This window comes from Curvibacter sp. GW821-FHT01G03 (assembly GCF_059422285.1).
Genome location: NZ_JBWKWP010000003.1, coordinates 123,145 through 144,913 on the forward strand (window position 1 = coordinate 123,145; position 21,769 = coordinate 144,913).

The 21,769-nt window shown below is 67.6% G+C and carries 19 protein-coding genes; 9 read left to right on the plus strand and 10 right to left on the minus strand.

Going from position 1 to position 21,769, the window contains the following annotated elements; genetic code table 11:
- Positions 1-45: 45 nt before the first annotated feature.
- A complete protein-coding gene (locus AC07VS_RS04850; protein ID WP_494750324.1) occupies positions 46-558 on the minus strand; it encodes an OmpA family protein in 513 nt (170 codons plus the stop codon).
- 132 nt (positions 559-690) lie between these two features.
- Entirely contained in the window at positions 691-1,146 is a 456-nt protein-coding gene (locus tag AC07VS_RS04855) for an Lrp/AsnC family transcriptional regulator (RefSeq protein WP_492349684.1), read from the minus strand.
- 295 nt (positions 1,147-1,441) lie between these two features.
- On the opposite strand from AC07VS_RS04855, the gene AC07VS_RS04860 reads away from it, so the two are divergent.
- The gene (locus AC07VS_RS04860) at positions 1,442-2,596 is read left to right on the plus strand and encodes a LysR family transcriptional regulator (RefSeq protein ID WP_494750325.1); all 1,155 of its coding nucleotides are present in this window, start codon (positions 1,442-1,444) and stop codon (positions 2,594-2,596) included.
- A gap of 3 nt (positions 2,597-2,599) precedes the next feature.
- Here AC07VS_RS04860 and rsmI read toward each other — a convergent pair whose 3' ends face one another.
- Positions 2,600-3,529, minus strand: coding sequence for a 16S rRNA (cytidine(1402)-2'-O)-methyltransferase (gene rsmI, locus AC07VS_RS04865; protein WP_494750326.1), 930 nt, complete (start codon positions 3,527-3,529; stop codon positions 2,600-2,602).
- Here rsmI and AC07VS_RS04870 point away from each other — a divergent pair.
- From AC07VS_RS04870 to AC07VS_RS04880, 3 genes are all read left to right on the plus strand, one after another.
- Positions 3,529-3,933 (plus strand): YraN family protein, encoded by a 405-nt coding sequence (locus AC07VS_RS04870; RefSeq protein WP_492349687.1) that lies wholly within the window; start codon positions 3,529-3,531, stop codon positions 3,931-3,933. The genes rsmI and AC07VS_RS04870 overlap by 1 nt on opposite strands.
- A gap of 94 nt (positions 3,934-4,027) precedes the next feature.
- A complete protein-coding gene (locus tag AC07VS_RS04875) occupies positions 4,028-4,624 on the plus strand; it encodes an SIS domain-containing protein (protein ID WP_494750327.1) in 597 nt (198 codons plus the stop codon).
- The gene (locus AC07VS_RS04880; RefSeq protein ID WP_494658052.1) at positions 4,621-5,271 is read left to right on the plus strand and encodes a BON domain-containing protein; all 651 of its coding nucleotides are present in this window, start codon (positions 4,621-4,623) and stop codon (positions 5,269-5,271) included. Before AC07VS_RS04875 ends, AC07VS_RS04880 begins: the two co-directional genes overlap by 4 nt.
- Positions 5,272-5,349: 78 nt before the next feature.
- On the opposite strand, the gene AC07VS_RS04885 is transcribed toward AC07VS_RS04880, so the two are convergent.
- The 4 genes from AC07VS_RS04885 to AC07VS_RS04900 form a co-directional block, all read right to left on the minus strand.
- Entirely contained in the window at positions 5,350-6,264 is a 915-nt protein-coding gene (locus AC07VS_RS04885) for an NAD(P)-dependent oxidoreductase (protein ID WP_494750328.1), read from the minus strand.
- 77 nt (positions 6,265-6,341) lie between these two features.
- Complete coding sequence (locus tag AC07VS_RS04890) at positions 6,342-7,478, minus strand: PilT/PilU family type 4a pilus ATPase (RefSeq protein WP_492349691.1); 1,137 nt, start codon at positions 7,476-7,478, stop codon at positions 6,342-6,344.
- Between the two features lie 29 nt (positions 7,479-7,507).
- Entirely contained in the window at positions 7,508-8,137 is a 630-nt protein-coding gene (locus AC07VS_RS04895; protein WP_494750329.1) for a cyclic nucleotide-binding domain-containing protein, read from the minus strand.
- Between the two features lie 51 nt (positions 8,138-8,188).
- A complete protein-coding gene (locus tag AC07VS_RS04900) occupies positions 8,189-9,232 on the minus strand; it encodes a type IV pilus twitching motility protein PilT (RefSeq protein ID WP_494750330.1) in 1,044 nt (347 codons plus the stop codon).
- A gap of 46 nt (positions 9,233-9,278) precedes the next feature.
- On the opposite strand from AC07VS_RS04900, the gene AC07VS_RS04905 reads away from it, so the two are divergent.
- The 3 genes from AC07VS_RS04905 (at position 9,279) to AC07VS_RS04915 (ending at position 13,852) form a co-directional block, all read left to right on the plus strand.
- Positions 9,279-10,004, plus strand: coding sequence for a YggS family pyridoxal phosphate-dependent enzyme (locus tag AC07VS_RS04905; RefSeq protein WP_494750331.1), 726 nt, complete (start codon positions 9,279-9,281; stop codon positions 10,002-10,004).
- A 298-nt stretch (positions 10,005-10,302) separates the two neighbouring features.
- Positions 10,303-12,399: a PQQ-dependent dehydrogenase, methanol/ethanol family gene (locus AC07VS_RS04910; protein WP_494750332.1), complete on the plus strand. Its 2,097-nt coding sequence runs from the start codon at positions 10,303-10,305 to the stop codon at positions 12,397-12,399.
- 22 nt (positions 12,400-12,421) lie between these two features.
- Positions 12,422-13,852 carry an aldehyde dehydrogenase family protein gene (locus tag AC07VS_RS04915; protein WP_494750436.1) on the plus strand — a complete coding sequence of 477 codons (1,431 nt, stop codon included), beginning with the start codon at positions 12,422-12,424 and terminating at the stop codon, positions 13,850-13,852.
- 165 nt (positions 13,853-14,017) lie between these two features.
- On the opposite strand, the gene AC07VS_RS04920 is transcribed toward AC07VS_RS04915, so the two are convergent.
- The 3 genes from AC07VS_RS04920 to AC07VS_RS04930 all read right to left on the minus strand — a co-directional run bounded on the left by AC07VS_RS04920 (position 14,018) and on the right by AC07VS_RS04930 (position 16,621).
- Positions 14,018-14,494: an Lrp/AsnC ligand binding domain-containing protein gene (locus AC07VS_RS04920; RefSeq protein WP_492349696.1), complete on the minus strand. Its 477-nt coding sequence runs from the start codon at positions 14,492-14,494 to the stop codon at positions 14,018-14,020.
- A gap of 87 nt (positions 14,495-14,581) precedes the next feature.
- A complete protein-coding gene (locus AC07VS_RS04925) occupies positions 14,582-15,874 on the minus strand; it encodes a branched-chain amino acid ABC transporter substrate-binding protein (protein WP_492349697.1) in 1,293 nt (430 codons plus the stop codon).
- A 93-nt stretch (positions 15,875-15,967) separates the two neighbouring features.
- Positions 15,968-16,621 carry a TetR/AcrR family transcriptional regulator gene (locus AC07VS_RS04930; protein WP_492349698.1) on the minus strand — a complete coding sequence of 218 codons (654 nt, stop codon included), beginning with the start codon at positions 16,619-16,621 and terminating at the stop codon, positions 15,968-15,970.
- Between the two features lie 175 nt (positions 16,622-16,796).
- On the opposite strand from AC07VS_RS04930, the gene AC07VS_RS04935 reads away from it, so the two are divergent.
- Together AC07VS_RS04935 and AC07VS_RS04940 are read left to right on the plus strand one after the other, a co-directional pair.
- On the plus strand, positions 16,797-18,419 hold the full coding sequence (locus AC07VS_RS04935; protein ID WP_494750333.1) for an AMP-binding protein: 1,623 nt from the start codon (positions 16,797-16,799) through the stop codon (positions 18,417-18,419).
- Positions 18,420-18,481: 62 nt separating this feature from the next.
- A complete protein-coding gene (locus AC07VS_RS04940) occupies positions 18,482-21,745 on the plus strand; it encodes an acetyl-CoA carboxylase family protein (protein ID WP_494750334.1) in 3,264 nt (1,087 codons plus the stop codon).
- The last annotated feature ends 24 nt before the right edge of the window (positions 21,746-21,769 follow it).

Consider the following 21,769-nt stretch of genomic DNA (forward strand, 5'->3'; position numbering starts at 1 on the left):
GCCCGGTCAAGCCGGGCTGTTCGGGGCGTGAGGCCTGTGCGCTGATCAGTTGGCCGGCAGCAGGATCACTTCCACGCGGCGGGCTTCGGCCTCGCTGCCGGTGCCGGTGCTGACTTCGGGCTTGCGCAGCTCGATGGCTTCTTCGCTGGCGCCGAGGGCTTTCAGCACTTCGCGCACGGCGATGGCGCGTTGCTTGGCCAGTTCGGCGTTCTGCTCGACCGAGCCGGTGGCGTCATGGAAACCCGAGATGGCGGCCTTGCGGCCGGCAGCCAGGCCTTGGGCCACTTCGGCCAGGGCTTGCTGCGCACCTTCGGCCACGTCGGCGCTGTTGGTGGCAAAGAAGAACTTGACCACACCGTCCTCAACCTTGACCGAGGCCACTTCCACCACGGCGTCGACGGCGGCAGCAGGTGCTTCGGCGGCGGCGGGGGCCGGGTGGCGGACGCCGAACTTGCCGACCACGATGCCCACCACCGAGCCCACCACCAGCAGGATCAGGACGGCGAGAAAACCGAGGGCAAATCGTTGTTGGCTGTCGTTGTCTTGGCTGCTGGACATGGGGTCTCCTGGGTGGGGGATCCGGTTCGGATCCGGGTTGAATGGATGACAGGCTGAAATTCAGAGCCCTGGGCGGCCATGGCACGCCGGGCGCAACCCGCGATCATAAACAAGCCAGGCGGCGGTCGTGCGTCACAGGCCCAGCGGCAGATCGGCTTTCTTGAGCGTGCGCAACACAAAACGCGACTGACTGTGACGAATGCCCTTGATCTGGTACAGGCGCTCGCGCAGAAAGCGCTCGTAGTCGCGCGTGTCGCGCACTGCCACCTTGAGCAGGTAGTCGTACTCGCCCGACACCAGCAGGGCCTCCACCACCTCGGGGATGGCGGCCAGGGTTTCGCCGAACTTTTCCAGCGTGTTGTCCGAGTGGCTGTCCAGGGTGACCTGCACCAGCACGGTCTCGTTCAGGCCCAGGGCCTGGGGGTTCAGGCGCACGGTGTAGCCCTCGATCACGCCGGCCTCTTCGAGCTTGCGGATGCGTCCCCAGCAGGGTGAGGGGCTCAGGCCCACGGCCTGCCCGATGTCTTGCAGGCTGGTGCGGGCATCCGCCTGCAGCACCTGAAGGATTTTTCGGTCTATTCTGTCCATTCGGAAAATTCTAGGGTGATTCGTGAAATAACAGAAGATTTTTCTGTTTCAAGATCAATCTTTGCGAAAAACAGAATGTGAATCGGCTGCCCCGCAGGCAAACTTGTGGTCATGGCGAAGGGCTGACCGGCCCGGCTGCCTCAGGGGGAGCCCTGCCGGTGACCGCCGGCATGGGGACCTGCGCTGCAATTCACCGGCCAACCTGGGTTGAAGGCCTGTCATTTAACGGGCCCGAAGGGGGCGGTTTCAGAAATAATGAGCGTTTTGCTACGTCAACCATTTCTGGAGCCGCCCCATGGACCGCCTGCAGTCAATGAAGGTTTTTCAGGCCGTCGTGAACGAAGGCGGCTTTGCCGCCGCCGCCCGCCGCATGGACCTCTCACCCGCCGTGGTGACGCGCCTGGTGGACGATCTGGAGCAGCACCTGGGCACACGGCTGTTGCAACGCACCACCCGCAAGAATGCGCTCACCGAGGCCGGCCAGGCCTACCTGACCCGCTTGCGGCTGATCTTGAGCGACATCGAAGAGGCCGAGGCCTCGATGCGCGAGCACACCCAGGAGGTGGCGGGCCTGTTGCGCATCCAGGCCCAGCCTGTGATGGCGGTGCACATCCTGGCCCCCCAGGTGGCCGAGTTTCGCCGCCTGCATCCGCGGGTCTCGCTGGACATCCACACCGCCTCAGCCAGCGAGTTGGCCATCGAAGATTTCGACCTCACCCTGTTGGGCGCGGGCAGCGAGTACGACGCGAACGTGATTGCCCGGCCCATCGTGTCGAGCGTGGGCATTGTCTGCGCTTCGCCGCGCTACCTGCGCGCGGCGGGTACGCCGCGTCAGCCCGAAGACCTGCGCAACCACGCCTGTCTGCGCCTGCGTCTGCCCAGCATGCGCCCTGGCGTGTGGCGCCTGATGAATCCTGATGACGGCGATCGCGTGCTGGACGTGCAGGTCGACCCCGTGATGGTGGCCGATCACACCGACACCGTGCTGCAGGCGGCCCTCAATGGCGCGGGCGTGTGTGCCCTGCCCATGGACCTGGCTGCGCCTTACCTGCGAATCGGGCAGCTGCGCCGTGTGCTGGCACCGTGGATCACGGCCCGCTTCACGCTGTATGCCGCCATGCCCAGCCGCAAATTTGTGCCGGCGCGCACTCGGGCGTTCCTGGACTTTTTGATTGAACGCACCCGCTGGATGCTGGCCGAGGCTGAACGCACCTGGCCCACCAGTTCGCTGGTGCCGCAGATCGTGCCTGGGGCCTTGTCTCCCTGCCCGCCTGGCGCGCCGGGATCGGCCGAAGTCGATCCCCTGACTTGCGAGGAGCTGCAGCCCTTGCCGTGCGCGGAGGTGTCCGCCGAGGCCGGCGGTGGTGCTGACGCTGGAGTCGGCCCGGTGGCGCCAGAGGCCCCGCGCAAGCCCGGGCGCAAAAAATCCCTGCCCGGCATGCCGGGCTGAGCCTCAATCCTCGGAGGGCAGGCCTTTCTTGAGCTCCAGGGCCTCCTGGTAGAGCGCGTTTTTCGAGCCGCCGGTGATCTCGGCGCACAGCCGTGCGGCGGTCTTCAGGGGCAGCTCGGCCAGCAGCAGCTTGAGCACGCGCAGCTCGTCACCACGGTCCTGCACCACGGCTTCGGGGGGGTGGATCAGCACGGCAAACTCGCCTCGGGTGCGCTGCGGCTGGGCAGCCAGCCAGGCGCTCAGGCCTTCGGCGGGCAGGGTGGCCACCTCTTCGAACTGTTTGGTCAGCTCACGCCCCAGGGTGACGCGACGCGGCCCCAGCACGGCCAGGGCGCGTGCCAGGTCTTCGATGCGGTGCGGGGCCTCCAGCACCACCACGGCCCGCGCTTCAGCGGCCAGGGCCTGCACGGCGTGGTCGCGCTCACCGGACTTGGTGGGCAGAAAGCCGGCAAACACAAATCCGCTGGCCTGTTGCGCCTGGGCCGCCACACCGGCCACCGACAGCAGCGTGGTCACGCTGCTGGCCCCGGGCAGGGGCACGGTGCGCAGGCCGGCGGCCTGCACGGCCTGGACCAGGCGGGCGCCCGGGTCGCTGACGGCCGGGGTGCCGGCATCGCTGGCGTAGGCGATGCGCTCGCCACGCTGCAGGCGCTCGATCACCCCCTGGGCCGCCTCGGCCTCGTTGTGCTGGTGCACGGCCAGCAACTGGGCGCCAGGCCGGTCGATGCCATAGGCCCGCAGCAGGGCCTGGGTGTGGCGGGTGTCTTCGCAGGCCACGGCGTCGACCAACTGCAACACATGCAGTGCACGCAAGGTCATGTCGGCCAGATTGCCGATCGGCGTCGCCACCACGTAAAGGGTACCCTGGGGGTAATGCTGCGGGGCTGCCGCCTCGCGGGCGGCACTCAGGGCAGAAGCAAAAGATGCGCTCAATGGGATTCCTTGGAAAGAAGCCGGCTGCGCCGGCCCGCCCGACCACGCGGGCGCTGGGCGAACATGCCGAACAGCAGGCCTTGCAGCATCTGCAGGCGGCGGGCTTGCGCCTGCTGCAGCGCAATTATCGAACGCCCGGGCGCGGTGGCGGCGAGATCGACCTGATCATGCGCGCCCGCGATGGCACGGTGGTCTTCGTCGAGGTGCGGCACCGGCGGGCCAACACCCATGGCGGCGCGGCCGCCAGCGTGGGGGTGACCAAGCAGGCCCGCATCGTGCTGGCGGCGCGGCACTACCTGATGCGCCTGGCCACGCCGCCACCCTGTCGTTTCGACGTGGTCTCGGTCGAGGGCGATGCGCCGGGCACCGTGCATTGGCTGCAGGCGGCGTTCGATGCCTCGTGATCCCGCCGCCTTGGGGCGCCTTGCCACTTGACCCGCCCGACAACCCTGGTTTCAGCCCTCTGGCCGTCATGGTGCGGGGGTATCATCGGCGCCCATGCTCGAGCAACGCATCCAACAGCACTTCATCGACAGTGCCGACCTGAAATACCAGTCGGCGCAGATCCTCAGCAAGCCCATTGCCGACGCCGTGCAGGCGATCATGACCTGCGTCACCAGCGGCTGCAAGGTCCTGGTCTGCGGCAATGGCGCCTCCTCGGCGCTGGCCCAGCACGCGGCCGCCAGTTTTGTGGGCCAGTTCGAACGCGAACGCCCCGAGCTGGCTGCGCTGGCGCTGGGCACCGACGCGGCCGCCCTCAGCGCCCAGGCCGAGCAGGATTACCGCCAGGTATTTGCGCGCCAGGTGCGCGCCCTGGGCCTGGCCGGCGATGTGCTGCTGGCCCTGTCGGCCGACGGCCAGTCGCCCAGTGTGCAGGCCGCCGTCGAGGCCGCCCATGAACGCGACATGACCGTGGTCGCCCTGACGGGCCGCAGTGGCGGTGCGCTGGGTGCGGGTCTGCGTGAAACCGATGTCCATATCTGCGTCCCGCACGAGCGCGTGGCGCGCATCCAGGAGGTCCACCTGCTGGTGCTGCATTGCATCTGCGACGGGGTGGACGCCCAATTACTTGGTGAACAGGAGCTTCCAACATGAATCAACGTTTGACACGGGTGGCCTTGGCCGCCCTGGCCGGCGCCGCCCTGGTGAGTCAACTCACGGCCTGCTTCCCGCTGGTGGCCGGGGGGGCCGTCATGACCGGCATGGTCGCCACCGATCGTCGCACCTCCGGCGCGCAGGTGGAAGATGAAGGCATCGAGCTGCGCTCGGTCAACCGCCTGCATGAGGCGTTGGGCGACGGTCTGCATGTCAATGTCACCAGCTACAACCGCCAGGTGCTGCTGACCGGCGAGGCCACCACGGCCGAAGCCAAGCAGAAGGCCGAGCAGATCGTGCTGCGCGTCGAGAACGTGCGCGGCGTCTACAACGAACTGGTGGTCGGCATTGCGAGCCCCCTGAGCGATCGTTCGCGCGATGCCCTGATCTCGGGCAAGGTGAAGGCCAGCCTGGTCGATGCGCGCGACCTGATCTCGAATTCGTTCAAGGTGGTGACCGAACGCCAGGTGGTCTATCTGATGGGTCGCGTGACCCAGCGCGAAGCCAACCGGGCCACCGAGATCGCCCGCGGCGTCGACGGGGTGCAGAAGGTGGTGCGTCTGTTCGAGATCATCTCCGAGGAAGAGCTCAAGAACCAGATGCCCACCCCGCCCAAGAACGCCGAGCCGGCCAAGACGGGCGGCTGATCGGTACCGGGCAGCGCTGCTTTCAGGCCAGCCAGGCCGGCTGCCGGGCCCCAGGGGCCCGGGGCCGGCTTTTTTGCTTCAGCGCAGGCGCTTGATCAGGCTGGAGGTGTCCCAGCGCCGGCCCCCCATCTGCTGCACATCGGCGTAGAACTGATCCACCAGCGCCGTCACCGGCAGGCGGGCGCCGTTGCGCTTGGCCTCGTCCAACACCAGGCCCAGGTCCTTGCGCATCCAGTCGACGGCAAAGCCGAACTCGAACTGGTCGGCCACCATGGTCTTGCCGCGGTTGTCCAGCTGCCAGCTCTGGGCCGCGCCCTTGCCGATCACGTCCAGCACCTGGGGCATGTCCAGCCCGGCCTTCTGGCCGAAGGCGATGGCCTCGGACAGGCCTTGCACCAGCCCGGCGATGCAGATCTGGTTGACCATCTTGGCCAACTGGCCGGCGCCGCTTTCGCCCAGCAGCGTGAAAGCGCGAGAGAAGGCCATGCCCACCGGACGGGCTGCCTCGAAGGCGGCGGGTTCACCACCGCACATCACGGTCAGCAGCCCGTTCTGGGCACCGGCCTGGCCACCCGACACCGGGGCATCGACAAAACGCAGGCCGATCTGGCGGGCGGCTTGGGCCAGCTCGCGGGCCACTTCGGCCGAGGCCGTGGTGTGGTCGATGAACACGGCGCCCGGCTTCATGCCGGCGAAGGCGCCGTCGGCCCCCAGGGTGACCGAGCGCAGGTCGTCGTCGTTGCCCACGCAGCAGAACACCAGGTCGGCGTCCTGCGCGGCCAGGCGGGGGGTGGCTGCCGCACGGGGGGCGGCAGTGGCCGCAAACTCCTTCACCCAGGCCTCGGCCTTGGCGGGTGTGCGGTTGTACACCGTGACCTGGTGACCGGCCAGGGCCAGGTGGCCGGCCATGGGGTAGCCCATCACGCCCAGGCCGAGAAAGGCGACCTTGAGCGAGGGGGTGGCTTCGTAAGTGCGTGCGTTGGTGCTGGACATGTTGATCAGTGCGAGTGGATGGGGTTTGGCAAAAGAAAAGCCGCCGGCCCCCGGCATGGGGACCGGCGGCGCGGGGTTCAGACGATGGCGAAGTGCTCGGTGCCGGCGGACAGGTCCTGGTTGCGGGCGCGCTGGCTGTTGAGCTTGATCTGCAGGCGCAGGTCGTTCAGCGAGTCGGCGTTGCGCAATGCATCTTCGTAGGTGATGACGTTGCTCTCGTACAGGTCGAACAGCGACTGGTCGAAGGTTTGCATGCCCAGGTTGCGGCTCTTCTTCATGATCTCCTTGATCTCGGAGACCTCGCCCTTGAAGATCAGGTCGGAGATCAGCGGGGTGTTGAGCATCACCTCGACCGCGGCGGCCCGGCCCTTGCCGTCCTGTTTGGGGATCAGGCGCTGCGAGATCATGCCGCGCAGGTTCAGCGACAGGTCCATCAGCAACTGGTCGCGCCGCTCTTCGGGGAAGAAGTTCACGATGCGGTCGAGCGCCTGGTTGGCGCTGTTGGCGTGCAGGGTGGCCAGGCACAGGTGGCCGGTCTCGGCGAACACCACGGCGTGTTCCATGGTTTCGCGGTCGCGGATTTCACCCATCAGGATCACATCGGGCGCCTGGCGCAGGGTGTTCTTGAGTGCGGCCTCCCAACTGTCGGTGTCCAAGCCCACCTCTCGGTGGGTGACCACGCAGTTCTTGTGCGGGTGGACGAACTCGACCGGGTCTTCGACCGTGATGATGTGCCCGTAGGAGTTCTCGTTGCGCCAGTCCACCATCGAGGCCAGCGTGGTCGACTTGCCCGAGCCGGTGGCGCCCACCATGATGCACAGGCCGCGCTTGGTCATCGCCACTTCCTTGAGCACCTGGGGCAGGCCCAGGTCGTCGATGGTGGGCAAGGTCATCGGGATCACCCGCAACACCATGCCGACCTTGCCCTGTTGCAGGAAGGCATTGACGCGGAAGCGCCCGATGCCGGCCGGCGAGATCGCGAAGTTGCATTCCTTGGTTCGTTCGAACTCGGCCGACTGCTTGTCGTTCATGATCGAGCGGGCCAGCGCCACCGTGTGCACGGAGGTCAGCGGCTGAGGCGAGACCTTGGTGATGCGTCCGTCCACCTTGATGGCCGGTGGAAACTCGGCGGTGATGAACAGGTCGCTGCCGTTTCTGCTCACCATGAGCTTGAGCAGATCGTTGATGAATTTGCTCGCCTGATCGCGTTCCATGTGGAGATGTCCTGCTGTGGGGGCTGTGTCTATTTCTGGTGGTCGCTGAGCCGGGCGCTCACCACGCGCAGGCGCAGTGAGAGCTTGCGGGCCAGCAGGGCGACCAGGCTGGCGGCCAGTTGAGGGGCCTGGGTCATCATTTCGTCGAGGGTGTCGGCACTGAGCACCGCCACGTCGCAGGGCGTCAGGGTGGTGCAGGCCGAGAACCGGATGCCGCTGTCGAGCAGCGACATCTCGCCCAGGATGTCGCCGGGCCGGGTCTCGGCCAGGCGCAGGTGCTCGCCCCAGGGCTGCACCCGGTCCACCGCGATGGTGCCGTTGAGCAACACCACCATGAAGTTGCCGTACTCGTCCTGCAGGATCAGGTCGCGGTTGGCCGGCACGGTGGCAAAGTCGAAGAAACGCTCCATCCGCTCGATGCCGTCGGCCGGCAACTGCGCCATGTACTTGTCGCGCGCCCACAGGCCCTGCAGCATCTTGCTGCCCTGGGCGGCCGAGAGGCGCTTGGCGCCCACCTCGACCGCGCGGGCCTCCCAGGGCACCAGCATGGCCGAGTCGACGCCCTGGCCGGCAAAGGCGGTCGAGAACAGAACCGAGTCCTGCGGGTCATCCGGGCGGGGTGCGGTCTTCTGTCTGAGCAGTCCGAGGATGCCTTTCATGGGTGACTCCCTTGCTTTTGTTTTGTGGTGTTGTTCTGGGCGTGAAGAGCGTCAGCCCGGGAAGTTTTCCGGCGTCTTGGCCTTGCTGCGGGCTTCGGAGGCACTGATCACATTGCGCCGCACCAGATCGGTCAGGCACTGGTCCAGGGTCTGCATGCCCACGCTGTTGCCGGTCTGGATGGCCGAGTACATCTGCGCCACCTTGGCCTCGCGGATCAGGTTGCGGATGGCGCTGGTGCCGACCATGATCTCGTGCGCCGCCACGCGGCCCTGGCCGTCCTTGGTCTTGCACAGGGTCTGCGAGATCACCGCCTGCAGCGACTCGGACAACATGGCGCGCACCATTTCCTTCTCTTCGGCCGGAAACACGTCGATGATCCGGTCGATGGTCTTGGCCGCACTCGAGGTGTGCAGGGTGCCGAACACCAGGTGGCCGGTCTCGGCCGCCGTCATGGCCAGTCGGATGGTCTCCAGATCGCGCATTTCACCGACCAGGATGGCGTCCGGGTCTTCACGCAGGGCCGATTTCAGGGCCGCGTTGAAGCTCAGGGTGTGCGGGCCCACCTCGCGCTGGTTGACCAGGCATTTCTTGGATTCGTGCACGAACTCGATCGGGTCTTCCACCGTCAGGATGTGGCCGTATTCGCTCTCGTTGAGGAAGTTGACCATGGCCGCCAGCGTGGTCGACTTGCCCGAGCCGGTCGGTCCGGTCACCAGCACCAGCCCGCGCGGCTTGAGCGACAGGTCGGCAAAAATCTTGGGTGCGTTGAGTTGCTCCAGCGTCAGGATCTTGGACGGAATGGTCCGGAACACCGCGCCAGAGCCACGCTGGTGGTTGAAGGCATTGACCCGGAAGCGGGCCAGGCCTTCGATTTCGAACGAGAAGTCGACCTCCAGGAACTCTTCGTAAGCCTTGCGCTGCGAATCGTTCATGATGTCGTACACCATGGCGTGCACCGTCTTGTGGTCAAGTGCATCCACATTGATGCGGCGCACATCCCCGTGGACCCGGATCATCGGTGGCAGGCCGGCCGACAGGTGCAGGTCGGAGGCTTTGTTCTTGACGCTGAATGCCAGCAACTGGGTGATGTCCACGGAATCCCTCTTTCCACTTGATAGTTTGCTACGCTCGCAGGTAATTATGACGATGATTGGTAACAACCTCCAAGCTGTGCAGGAGCGCATCCGCCGTGCCTGCGAGACAGCCGGGCGCGCGCCGGGCAGCGTGCGCCTGCTGGCCGTGTCCAAGACCTTTGGCCCCGACGCGGTGCGCGAGGCCGCCGCCGCCGGCCAACACGCCTTTGGCGAGAACTACCTGCAAGAAGGCGTGGCCAAGATCGAGTCCCTGGACGCCCCGCCCGAGCCCCTGCGCCCTCGCCCCGAGTGGCATTGCATCGGGCCGGTGCAATCCAACAAGACCCGCCTGGTGGCGGCCCATTTCGACTGGCTGCACTCGGTGGACCGGCTGAAGATCGCCCAGCGCCTGAGTGAGCAGCGCGGGGCCGACCAGCCCCCGCTGCAGATCTGCCTGCAGGTCAACATCGACGGCGGGGCCAGCAAGTCGGGCGTGGCGCCCGATGAGGTGCTGGCCCTGGCCCGCGAGGTGGCGCTGCTGCCGCGCCTGTGCCTGCGCGGGCTGATGACCATTCCCGAGCCACAGGCCGATTTCGAGGCCCAAAAGCAGGTGCATCTGCGCGCCCGGGCCCTGTTCGATGCGGTGCGTGCGGCGGGTCTGCCCGGGGCGGCCCAATTCGACACCCTGTCCATGGGCATGACCGGTGACCTGGAGGCCGCCATCCACGCCGGCAGCACGATGGTGCGCGTGGGCACGGCCATCTTCGGCGGGCGCAGCTACCCCGTGGCCTGAGCCCCGGCCGGGCCACGGCCTGTGGACACCGCGCTTCGGCGCGCGCTCATTCTCATGGGCTGATCGGCGCATCCCTCTGCACAAAGTACCGGCGATGCGCCATGGCGGCGCGCTCGGCGGGTGTGGGCGCGCGCAGCCGGTCGAGTGCGCTGGGCAGAGACATGATCTTCGGCTGGCTCCATCGCGGAGCACCAATGCTCCAGAAAGCATGGCGGGCGCCCCCAGCGTGGCCGGTCATCCCCACTTCTGAGGCGCTGGTGCCGCGAGCGGACTTGCGACACACCACCCAGGAGACACCATGCTTGCCACCGCACTGCCCGCACTGTTCATCAGCTTGTGGGCGTTTTCTGCCCTGGCCCAGGAAGACGCCCGCCCGCACACGGAGGCCGTGAAGCGTGTCGACGAAGCCTTCATTCGCGCCAACCAACTCAAGACACCCGACTGGCCCTCCACCGGTGTCGACTACGCCGAGACCCGTTACAGCCGACTGGACCAGATCCATGCCGGCAACGCCCGGCAACTGGGTCTGGTCTGGTCGTACAACCTGCAGTCCACGCGCGGCGTGGAGGCCACACCGGTTGTCGTCGACGGCGTGATGTACCAGACCGCGTCGTGGAGCGTGGTGCACGCCATCGACGCGCGCACAGGGCGGAAAATCTGGAGCTACGACCCCAAGATCGATCCCGCTCGGGGCAAGAATGGGTGCTGTGACGTGGTCAACCGCGGTGTGGCGCTCTGGAAAGGCAAGGTCTACGTGGGCGCCTTTGACGGACGTTTGATCGCGCTCGACGCCACCACCGGTGCGGTGGTGTGGGAGAAAAACACCCTGGAGGGTCACCCCGGGCCCTACACGATCACGGGCGCACCGCGTGTGTTCAAGGGCAAGGTCATCATCGGTAACGGCGGCGCCGAATTCGGTGTGCGCGGCTTCATCACCGCCTATGACGCCGAGACGGGCGAGCAGCGCTGGCGCTGGTACAGCGTGCCGGGCGACCCGGCCCAGCCCTACGAGACGCCTGAGTTGAAGGCGGCCGCCAAAACCTGGGACCCGAGTGGCGAGTACTGGAAGGCGGGCGGCGGTGGCACCCTGTGGGACAGCATGGTCTTCGACCCCGAGTTGAACACGATGTACGTCGGTGTTGGCAATGGCTCGCCGTGGTCGGCCAAGGTGCGCAGCCCCAAAGGGGGCGACAACCTGTACCTGGGCTCCATCGTGGCGCTGGACCCGGACACCGGGAAGTACAAATGGCATTACCAGGAGACGCCTTCGGACAACTGGGACTACACCTCTACCCAGCCCATGATCCTGGCGGACATCCTGCTGGGCGGCAAACGGCGCAAGGTCATCCTGCACGCGCCCAAGAACGGCTTCTTCTTTGTGGTGGATCGCACCAATGGCCAGTTCATCTCCGCCAAGAACTTCGTGCCGGTGACCTGGGCCAAGGGCTACGACAAGAACGGCCGCCCCATTGGCATTGCGGCGGCGCGCGATGGACGCGACCCCGACGCCGTGCCGGGCCCCAACGGCGCACACAACTGGCACCCCATGTCTTACAACCCCCAAACCGGCTTGGTGTACCTGCCCGCGCAGCACATTCCTGCGGCGCTGGTGGATGATCCAGGCTGGAAGTTCAATCAACTGCGGCCCATGGCCCTGGGATCGGGCACGGGCTGGAACACCGCCAAGATCATTCCCGCCGAGCCGCCCAAGAGCCAACCCATGGGCCGTCTGCTCGCCTGGGACCCCGTGCGCCAGAAAGAAGTCTGGCGCGTGGAGCACATCTCACCCTGGAACGGTGGCACGTTGACCACGGCCGGCAATCTGGTGTTCCAGGGCACGGCCGATGGGCGCTTTGTGGCGTATGACGCCACCAGCGGAAAGACGCTCTGGGAGAGCCCGGTGGGTACCGGCGTCGTGGCCGCGCCCAGCACCTACCTGGTGGACGGCCAGCAATACGTGTCCATCGCCGTGGGGTGGGGGGGCGTTTACGGTTTGGCGGACCGCGCCTCAGACAAACAGATGCCCGGCACCGTCTATACCTTTGCGCTGGGGGGCGGCGCCAAGCTGCCTGACTTTGTGGCGTATCGCGCTGGCAAGTTGCTGCAAGGCGTGAAGTACGACCCCGCCAAGGTGCCTGAAGGCATGGGTCTGTACCTGGCCAATTGCTATGTCTGCCACGGCGTGCCTGGCGTCCAGAAAGGTGGCGCCTTGCCCAACCTGGCCTACCTCGACGCAGACTACATCGAGCACCTGCCCAGCTTCATCTTCAACGGGCCGGCCACCTCACGCGGCATGCCTGATTTCACCGGCAAGCTGACGGCGGATCAGGTGGAGGCGATCAAGGCCTTCATCCAGGGCACCGCCGACGCCATTCGCCCCCCCAGCGCTCAATAACCCCCAAGGAGACCCCATGACCGTGCAACACCCCCTCAAGTTCTACATCGACGGGCAGTGGGTCGATCCCGCCGCACCGGCGACCCACGACGTCGTCAACCCCTCCACCGAAGCGGTCTGTGCGCAGATCAGCATGGGGGGCGTCGCCGATGTCAACCGGGCCGTGGCCGCCGCGCGGCGCGCCTTGGTCACCTACTCGCAGACCACGCGCGAAGAGCGCCTGGCCCTGCTGGGCAGGGTGCTGGAGGTCTACCAGAAGCGCTACGGCGACATCGTGGCGGCCATCTCTCTGGAAATGGGCGCACCCCTGTGGTTGTCCAAGGCGGCGCAGGCGGCGATGGGTGTGGCGCATCTGGCCACCACCCTGGAGGTGCTGAAGAACTTTGCGTTCGAGCAGGTGCACGGCACCACGGCGATCGTGCACGAGCCTGTGGGCGTGGTGGGCATGATCACACCCTGGAACTGGCCCATCAACCAAATCATGTGCAAGGTCGCACCGGCCCTGGCCGCGGGGTGCACCATGGTCCTCAAGCCGTCTGAAATGGCGCCCCTCAACGCCTTGCTGGTGGCCGAGGTACTGCACGAGGCGGGGGTGCCCCCCGGCGTGTTCAACCTGGTCAACGGCGACGGCCTCACGGTGGGGCATGCGCTGTCGGTTCACCCCGACATCGACATGATGACCTTCACGGGCTCCACCCGCGCGGGCATTGCCGTGGCCAAGGCCGCGGCTGAGACGGTCAAGCGGGTGGCCCAGGAACTGGGGGGCAAATCGGCCAACATCGTGCTGGACGATGCCGACCTCGACAAGGCCGTCAAGCAGGGGGTGCAAGCCGTGCTGATGAATTCGGGCCAGAGTTGCAACGCGCCCACGCGCATGTTGGTGCCGCGTGCCAAGCAGGCACAGGCCATGGCCCTGGCCAAGGCCGTTGCAGAGGCCACTCCGGTGGCCGACGCGCTGGCCGAGGGCATGCACATGGGCCCGGTCGCCAGCCAGGCACAGTTCAGCAAGATCCAGGGCCTGATTCAGCAAGGCATCGCCGAAGGCGCCACCTTGGTCGTCGGCGGTATCGGCCGGCCGGAAGGCTTGACCCAGGGCTTTTTCGTCAAGCCCACCGTGTTCGCCGACGTGCGCAACGACATGACCATTGCGCGCGAAGAGATCTTTGGCCCGGTGCTGGTGATGATCCCGTACGACAGCGAAGAGGAGGCGATCCGCCTGGCCAACGACACCCCATTCGGCCTGTCGGGCTACGTTCAGTCGGGCAGCCTGGACCATGCACGCCGGGTGGCCCAGCAACTGCGCACAGGCATGGTTCACCTGAACGGCGCAGGCCCCGACTTCGCGGCGCCGTTTGGGGGTTACAAGCAATCGGGCAACGGGCGCGAGTGGGGCGAGCACGGCTTCCGTGATTTCCTGGAGGTCAAGGCCATCATGGGGGCCTTGGCCCGCTGAGCCATTGCCGAGACTGAGCCGTTGCCGATGGAGCCCATGCGGCCGGGCCATCAGGGCGGCGGCTTTGGTGGCCCTGTGGTTCAGGCGCATTGAACGCGTTGCTCAACCCAGGCCGCCGGCCCGTTCGCAAGCCCGGCGGGCCGATCCTGGCTTGCCCGGTGGGGCCTAAAGCAGCTTCAGTCGGGTGGTGTTCTTGACCTCTTCCATCACCGCATAGGTGCGTGTTTCACGCACCCCGGGCAGCTGCCACAGCACCGAGCCCGCAAACGACCGGTACGAGGCCATGTCGGCCATGCGGGTCTTGAGCAGGTAGTCGAAGCCGCCGGCCACCATGTGGCATTCCATGATCTCGGGGCGGATCTGCACGGCGGCCTGGAATTCTTCGAACACATGGGGCGTGGTGCGGTCCAGCAGCACCTCCACGAAGACCATCATGCCGGCACCCAGCTTGAGCGGGTTGAGCCGCGCCTCGTAGCCCAGGATGTAGCCCTCGCGGGTCAGGCGTTGCACCCGGGCCAGCACGGCCGTGGGTGACAAGGCCACGGACTCGGCCAGCTTGAGGTTGGAGATGCGTCCGTCTTCCTGCAGCACTTGCAGGATGCGCAGGTCGATGCGGTCGAGATCGGTGGGGGTATCGCTCATGGTCAGGGGCAGGCAGGGCAGCCCCCGATTGTGCGGTGTCTCAGGCGGTTTTGGCTGCCAGGGCAGGGGGCGTTGCGGTCACAGCGCTCACGGTTGCGGCCGCACCATCCGGCACTCGGTGCCCTGGGCCAGCTCGTTGCCGGTGTACATCGCATCGGTTCGGAAGCCGTAGTTCGTGCCCTCCCAGCCGACCTTGACGGTTTTGCCATCGACTGGCGCAATGGTGTTGACCACCTGGGGCAGCAGCGCCTGGTGGTCTTCACCCCGCATGCGCACCGGGCCCACCGGGGTGTCCAGGGTCAGGTCTTCGAGCGAACGGGCGATCTTGGCGGCATCCAGGGATTGCGCCTTCTGGATGGCGGCGGCCAGGAAGCGCGGTGTCATGTCGATGCGGGGGGCCAGAAAATCCTTGCCGGTGCGCGCCTTGTAGGCCTTGGCCAGGGCGTCGACCCGGGGCGTGTCGGCCTCGCCGGGGTGCCATTCGGCCACCCAGGTCAGCTGCCCCAGCTTGGCCTGCGACACGGCCAGCACGGTGCCCGGGATCGAGCCCGCGCTGTGGTTGAAGTAGCGCAGCCCATAGCCAGCATCGCCCGCCGCCTTGAGCAGCAGCGTCATGTCCTGGCCCCAGTTGCCTGTGATCACCGAATCGGCGCCCGCGGCCTTCATCTTGGCCACATAGGGTGAAAAGTCTTTCACCCGCCCGATCGGGTGCAGGGTCTCACCCACAAACTGGATGTCGGGCCGCGCCAGGCCCACCAGCTCTTGCCCGTAGTGCGCCCATTGCTTGCCGTGCGCATAGTCCTGGTTCAGCAGATAGACCTTCTTGACCTCAGGCATCTTCTTGATGGTGTTGGCAATCGCCTTCATCTTCATGGCCGTGTTGGCCTCGAACTGGAAATGCCAGAAGTTGCACGACTTGCCGGTCAGGTCGGGGTCGATCGAGGAGTGGTTCAGCACCAGCACCGCCCGATCAGGGTTGCGTTCATTGTGTTTGGCCACGGCCTGCACCAGGGCCGCCACCACCGAGGAGCCCGAGCCCCCGGTGACGATGGCCCGGGCGCCCTGGTCGATGGCCGCTTGCAAGGCGCTCAGGCTTTCCTGGGCCGACAGCTTGCTGTCGAACTGCAGCAGCTGCAGCTTCACGGGGCTGCGGCCGGCCACCGCGATGCCGCCCTTGGCGTTGATCTCTTCGATCGCGAACTGGGTGTGGGTGAGCATCAGCTCGCCCACATTGGCAAAGGGCCCGGACAGCGGATCGATGTACGCCAGTTTGAAAGGCGCGTCGGCCGGGGCGGCCCAGGCGTTGCCGGCGAGGCCTGTCAGCAGCAGGGCGGCGGCACTGAGTGCGTGGCGGCCAACTCGGCGCGGGGGATGGTTCATGAGGTGTCTCCGTTGGGGGGGTGAGAGGGCGACCCGATGGGGCGCCTGAAGGAATCCATCCGACCGGCCGATCTCATGCTGCATCCCGCCGGTTCAGGCGGCCGCTGCGCCGCGGCGGCGGCTGCGCCGCAGCCCCAGCACGCGCCAGGCCAGCGGGGCCAAGGTCTGCACCAGCTCTTCGGGGCTCATGCGGCCATCGGGGCGGTACCAGTTGTACAGAAAGCCGGGCAGGCTGCAGGCCGCCAGGGCGGTGATGCGGGTCTCGTCGAAATCGAACATGCCGTCTTCGCGGCCTTGCTCCAGCAGGGCGCACAGCCGGTCGTAGAAGTGGTTGGCCAGCTTCTTCTGGGCCACCAGGTACTCGGGGCGGTAGACCTGGGGCTCGCGGTAGGGGAAAAAGGCCGCAGGGTAGTGCGCCAGCGTGGCGCGGATCAAGCGTTCGATGCCTTCGGTCACCTTTTCATGGGCGGGGCGGGGGTCATCGTCGGCAAAGTCCAGGCTGGTGAAGCAGGCCACCGCAGGGCGCCAGGACAGCTGCTCGAAGATCTCGAGCTTGTTGTGAAAGTAGTAGTAGACGAAAGGCTTGGTCACCCCCAGGCGCTGGGCGATCTGGTCAATGGTGGTGTTGGCATAGCCTTGCTCGGCAAACAGGCCTTCGGCGGCGCGCAGGATGCTCTCGCGCTTCTCGTCGGTGCGGGCGGTATCGGCCTTCTGGCGGCCACGGGGAGGGGTTGATTTTTTGCTCATGGCCAGATTTTGCCTGTCGCGCGGGTTCTACCTTTGGGTAGCATTGTTCTACCTGCCGGTATATATTGGCAAGCCGCTTGCGAGGCATCATTCCTATCGCTAACCCTGATGCCCGCCCGCGCCGGCTTCTTCCCAGGAAAGCCCCGGCAAGCCCCATCACACCCAAGGAGACACCATGGCCCCGACCGCCCAGCCCGCCGCTGTTGCCGAAGTTCCGCTGCACGAACACCTGCGTTGCCACGCGCGCGAGCGGCCCGGGGCCGTGGCCTACCTCTGGTACGGGCGCGCCCTCAGTTGGGCCGAGATCGACCGCGCCAGTGACGCCTTTGCCGCGCGCCTGCAAGCACTGCAGGTCCAGCCGGGCGAGCCGGTGGCCCTGTTTCTGGGCAACTGCCCGCAGTACGTGGTGGCGCACTTCGGCATCCAGAAGATCGGCGCCATCGTCTGCCCCTGCGGCCCGCTCAACAAGGAGCACGAGCTCAGCTACCAGCTCAACGACCTGCGCGCCCGGGTCATCGTGGCGGCCGACAGCCTGCTGCCCGTGGTCGAGCGCGTGCGCGCCCAGACGGCGTTGCAGCAGGTCTTCATGGTGCGCCAGGCTGCCTGGCTGCCCGCCGACCCGGCCCTGGACGTGCCGCCGGAGCTGCTGGCCCTGCGCGACAACCCTTTGCCGCGGCCTGAGGGTTGCGAAGACTTCCAGACGGCCCTCGATGCGGGCGGCCAGCCCGCGCCGGTGACGATCCATCTCGATGACGTAGCCCTGATGACCTACACCTCGGGCACCACCGGCCTGCCCAAGGGGGCCATGCTGAGTTACGGCAATGCCCTGTTCAAGACCGCGGCGGCCGCCAACTGCAACGTCGTGACCCCGAATGACGTGCTGTTGGCGATTGCCCCGCTGTACCACATCGCCGGCATGGTGATGGGCATCAACGTGCCGGTCTACACCGGGGCCACCACGGTGCTGCTGCAGCGCTTCGACCCCGTGGCCACGGCCCAGGCGCTGGCCCGGCACCGCGTCAGCTGGTGGTACAGCATTGCCCCCATGAACGTGGCGGTGATGCAGGTGCCCGGTGTGCGCGAGCTCGATTTCTCGGCCTTGCGCATGAACCCCGTCACCAGCTTCGGCATCACCTTCACCGAGGCCCTGGCACGGCAATGGCAGGGCCTGGCCCCGAACTGCACCAGCTTCGAGGCCGCCTACGGCCTGAGCGAGACCCACACGGTCGACACCTACATGCCGCATGACGCCATCCGCTGGGGCGCGCACGGCAAAGCCGTGCCCGGCAACGAGATCCGCATCGTCGACCCCGAGACCGGCGCCACGCTGCCCCCCGGCGAAGTGGGCGAGATCACCCTGCGCAGCCCGGGCAACTTCAAGGGCTACTGGAACCAGCCCGAGGCCACCGCCAAGACCCTGCGCCAGGGCTGGGTCTGGACGGGTGACATGGGCCGGCTCGATGCCGAGGGCTACCTCACCTTCATCGGTCGCTTCAAGGAGATGATCAAGGTCTCGGGCTACAGCGTGTTTCCCGAAGAGGTGGAGACCATCCTGATCAAGCACCCCGCAGTGGCCCAGGCCGCCGTGCTGGGCGTGCCCGACCCCGACAAGGGCGAGGTGGTGCGGGCCTTCATCGTGCGCAAGCCCGGTCTCGCCCTGGAGGCGCCCGAGTTGCTGCAATGGGCGCGTGACAACATGGCCCCCTACAAGGCCCCACGCGAGGTCCGCTTCATCGACGCGCTGCCCGCCACCGGGGCCGGCAAGGTGCTGCGCCGCCTGCTGCGCGACGTGGCTTGATTGCCATTCGTGCCGTCCCGCATTTCTGTTTCAACCGGTCTGGAGCCCTTGTGACCCATCCTGTGTTTTCCAAAGTCCTGGTCGCCAACCGTGGTGAGGTGGCCCTGCGCATCGTGCGCGCCCTGCATGAGATGGGCATCGCCAGCGTGGCGGTGCATGCCCGCGACGATGCCGAGGCACCCCATGTGCGTGCGGCCGATCAGGCCGTGGCGCTGGCCGCCACCGGCCCGGCGGCCTACCTTGATGCCGCGGCCCTGATCGCCGTGGCGCGCGACACCGGCTGCCAGGCCGTGCACCCGGGCTACGGCTTTCTCAGTGAGCGCGCCGACTTTGCCGAGGCCTGCGCCCAGGCCGGCCTGCGCTTCATCGGGCCCAGCGTGGACACGCTGAACACCCTGGGTGACAAGGCCGCTGCGCGTGCCCTGGCTCAACGCGGCGGCGTGCCGCTGATGCCGGGCAGCACCGGGGCGGTCACGCTGGAAGCGGCCCAGGCCTTCATGGCCGCCCAGCACGGCGCCGGCGTGATGGTCAAGGCGGTGGGCGGTGGTGGCGGGCGCGGCATGCGGGCCGTGCAGCACCCCGACGAGCTGCCCGAAGCCTGGCTGCGTTGCCGCTCCGAGGCGCTGGCGGCCTTCGGCGTCGAGGGCGTGTACGTGGAGCGCCTCATGACCGGGGCCCGCCACATCGAGGTGCAGGTGCTGGGCGACGGCCACCAGGTGATGGCCCTGGGCGAGCGCGAATGCAGCGTGCAGCGGCGCTTCCAGAAACTGGTCGAGGTGGCGCCCAGTCCCTCGCTCACGCCGGCCCTGCGCGCCGCCCTCACCGAGTCGGCCCTGCGGCTGGCGCGCGAGCTGCGCTACCAAGGCCTGGGCACCTTTGAATTCCTGGTCGACCTGGCCTCGGCCGACTTGCCCTTTGTCTTCATCGAGGCCAATGCCCGGTTGCAGGTTGAGCACACCGTCACCGAAGAGGTGACTGGCCTGGATCTGGTGCAGATTCAGATCGCCCTGGCCGGCGGCCGCAGTCTGGCCCAGCTGGGGCTGGATTCGCTGCGCCCCCCCGAGCCACGCGGCTTTGCCGTGCAGTGGCGCATCAACGCCGAAACCCTCAGCGCCGACGGCCAGGCCATCCCCGGCCACGGCTGCCTGAGTCGCTTCGAGCTGCCCACCGGGCCCGGCATCCGCATCGACACCCACGGTGTGGCCGGCGCCAGCCCCTCGCCGCACTACGACACCCTGCTGGCCAAGCTCATCGTCAGCTCGCGCAGCCCGGCCTTTGCCGATGTGCTGCGGCGCTCGCAGCGTGCCCTGGCCGAGTGCCGCATCGAAGGCCTGGCCACCAACCTGGGCCTGTTGCGGGTGATCGCGGCCCGGCCCGAGATGGCCAGCCAGCAGATCCACACCCGCTGGCTGGAGCAGGTGCTGCCCGAGTTGCTGGCCGCCGTGCCGGTGGCGCCCACCCTCCCGCAGGTTGCGTCCACCGAGTCACGTGCCCCTGTGGCGGCTTTGCCCGAGGGCGCGGTGGCCGCCCCCATGCCGGCGCGTCTGGTGCAGTTCAATGTGGCGGTGGGCGATGTGCTGCCGGCGGGCGCCCCGCTCGCGGTGCTGGAGGCCATGAAGATGGAGCACGTGTTGCAGGCCCCCCAGGCCGGCCGCGTGCTGGCCCTGGCCGCCGAGCCGGGCGACTACCTGAGCGCCGGCCAGGCGGTGCTGGTGCTTGAGCCCGTGGTCGGCGCGCTGCAGGCCCAGGCCGTGCAGCAAGCGCTGGACCCGGACCACATTCGCCCCGACCTGCAGCGCGTGATCGACCGCCACGCCCACACCCTCGACCAGAACCGCGGGGCCGCCGTGGCCAAGCGCCATGCCCAGGGCGGGCGCACCGCGCGCGAGAACATCGCCGACCTGTGCGATGCCGACAGCTTCATCGAATACGGCGCGCTGGCCATTGCCGCCCAGACCCGGCGCCGCAGCCTCGAAGACCTGATCGCCAACACCCCGGCCGACGGCATGGTGACCGGCATCGGCAGCGTCAACGCGGCGCAGTTCGGCCCCGAGCGTTCGCGCGCCGTGGTCATGGCCTACGACTACACCGTGCTGGCCGGCACCCAGGGCATGCGCAACCACCACAAGACCGACCGCATGCTGGCGCTGGCGCACCAGCTGCGCCTGCCGGTGGTGCTGTTTGCCGAAGGCGGCGGCGGGCGGCCGGGCGACACCGACATGCCCATCGTGGCCGGCCTCAACAACCACACCTTCAGCCGCTTTGCAGCCCTGTCGGGCCAGGTGCCGGTGGTGGGCATCGTGCACGGGCGCTGCTTCGCCGGCAATGCCGCCTTGCTGGGCTGTGCCGACGTGATCATCGCCACCGAGGCCAGCAACATCGGCATGAGCGGGCCGGCCATGATCGAGGGCGGCGGCCTGGGCGTGTTCAAGCCCGAGCAGATCGGCCCCAGCGACGTGCAGTCGACCAATGGCGTGATCGATGTGCTGGTGCGCGACGAGGCCGAGGCCGTGGCCGTGGCGCGGCAATACCTGTCGTACTTCCAGGGGCCGCTGGCCGAGTGGCAGGCCCCCGACCCGCGTCGGCTGCGCCACGCCGTGCCCGAGAACCGCCTGCGCGTGTACGAGGTGCGCGAGGTGATGCGCGGCCTGGTCGACGAAGGCTCGCTGCTGGAGCTGCGCGCCGGCTTTGGCGCCGGCATGGTGACCGCGCTGGCGCGCATCGAAGGCCGGGCCGTGGGCCTGATCGCCAACAACCCGCGCCACCTGGGCGGCGCCATCGATGTCGAGGCGGCCGACAAGGCAGCCCGCTTCATGCAGCTGTGCAATGCGCACGGCCTGCCCATCGTCTCGCTCACCGACACCCCGGGCTTCATGGTCGGCCCCGACATCGAGGCCCAGGCCCAGGTGCGCCATGTGTGCCGCATGTTCGTGGTGGCCGCCCACCTCAGCGTGCCGTTTTTTGCCGTGGTGCTGCGCAAGGGCTATGGCCTGGGCGCCCAGGCCATGACAGCGGGCGGTTTTGATGCGCCGGTGTTCACGGTCGCCTGGCCCACGGGCGAATTCGGCGCCATGGGCTTGGAGGGCGCCGTGCGCCTGGGCTTTCGCAAAGAGCTGGAGGCCGCCCCCGCCGGCCCCGAGCGCGAGACCTTGTTCAAGCGCCTGGTCGAGCAGCAGTACGCCAACGGCGAGGCCATGAACATGGCCGCCACGCTCGAGATCGACGCCGTCATCGACCCGGCCGACACCCGCAGCTGGCTGCTGCGCGGCCTGGCCTCGGCCACCCAGCAGCCGCGCCAGCCGGGGCGGTTTGTGGACACCTGGTGAGGTCATCGCGACTTGGGGCGGGGG

Bases quoted from the DNA above. Each gene is read 5' to 3' on its own strand.
- AC07VS_RS04885 (WP_494750328.1), bottom strand. From the start codon at position 6,264: ATGTCCAGCACCAACGCACGCACTTACGAAGCCACCCCCTCGCTCAAG.
- AC07VS_RS04855 (WP_492349684.1), bottom strand. From the start codon at position 1,146: ATGGACAGAATAGACCGAAAAATCCTTCAGGTGCTGCAGGCGGATGCC.
- AC07VS_RS04920 (WP_492349696.1), bottom strand. From the start codon at position 14,494: ATGAGCGATACCCCCACCGATCTCGACCGCATCGACCTGCGCATCCTG.
- AC07VS_RS04910 (WP_494750332.1), top strand. From the start codon at position 10,303: ATGCTTGCCACCGCACTGCCCGCACTGTTCATCAGCTTGTGGGCGTTT.
- AC07VS_RS04860 (WP_494750325.1), top strand. From the start codon at position 1,442: ATGGACCGCCTGCAGTCAATGAAGGTTTTTCAGGCCGTCGTGAACGAA.
- AC07VS_RS04850 (WP_494750324.1), bottom strand. From the start codon at position 558: ATGTCCAGCAGCCAAGACAACGACAGCCAACAACGATTTGCCCTCGGT.
- AC07VS_RS04905 (WP_494750331.1), top strand. From the start codon at position 9,279: ATGACGATGATTGGTAACAACCTCCAAGCTGTGCAGGAGCGCATCCGC.
- AC07VS_RS04895 (WP_494750329.1), bottom strand. From the start codon at position 8,137: ATGAAAGGCATCCTCGGACTGCTCAGACAGAAGACCGCACCCCGCCCG.
- AC07VS_RS04925 (WP_492349697.1), bottom strand. From the start codon at position 15,874: ATGAACCATCCCCCGCGCCGAGTTGGCCGCCACGCACTCAGTGCCGCC.
- AC07VS_RS04890 (WP_492349691.1), bottom strand. From the start codon at position 7,478: ATGGAACGCGATCAGGCGAGCAAATTCATCAACGATCTGCTCAAGCTC.
- AC07VS_RS04875 (WP_494750327.1), top strand. From the start codon at position 4,028: ATGCTCGAGCAACGCATCCAACAGCACTTCATCGACAGTGCCGACCTG.
- AC07VS_RS04930 (WP_492349698.1), bottom strand. From the start codon at position 16,621: ATGAGCAAAAAATCAACCCCTCCCCGTGGCCGCCAGAAGGCCGATACC.
- AC07VS_RS04870 (WP_492349687.1), top strand. From the start codon at position 3,529: ATGGGATTCCTTGGAAAGAAGCCGGCTGCGCCGGCCCGCCCGACCACG.
- AC07VS_RS04935 (WP_494750333.1), top strand. From the start codon at position 16,797: ATGGCCCCGACCGCCCAGCCCGCCGCTGTTGCCGAAGTTCCGCTGCAC.
- AC07VS_RS04880 (WP_494658052.1), top strand. From the start codon at position 4,621: ATGAATCAACGTTTGACACGGGTGGCCTTGGCCGCCCTGGCCGGCGCC.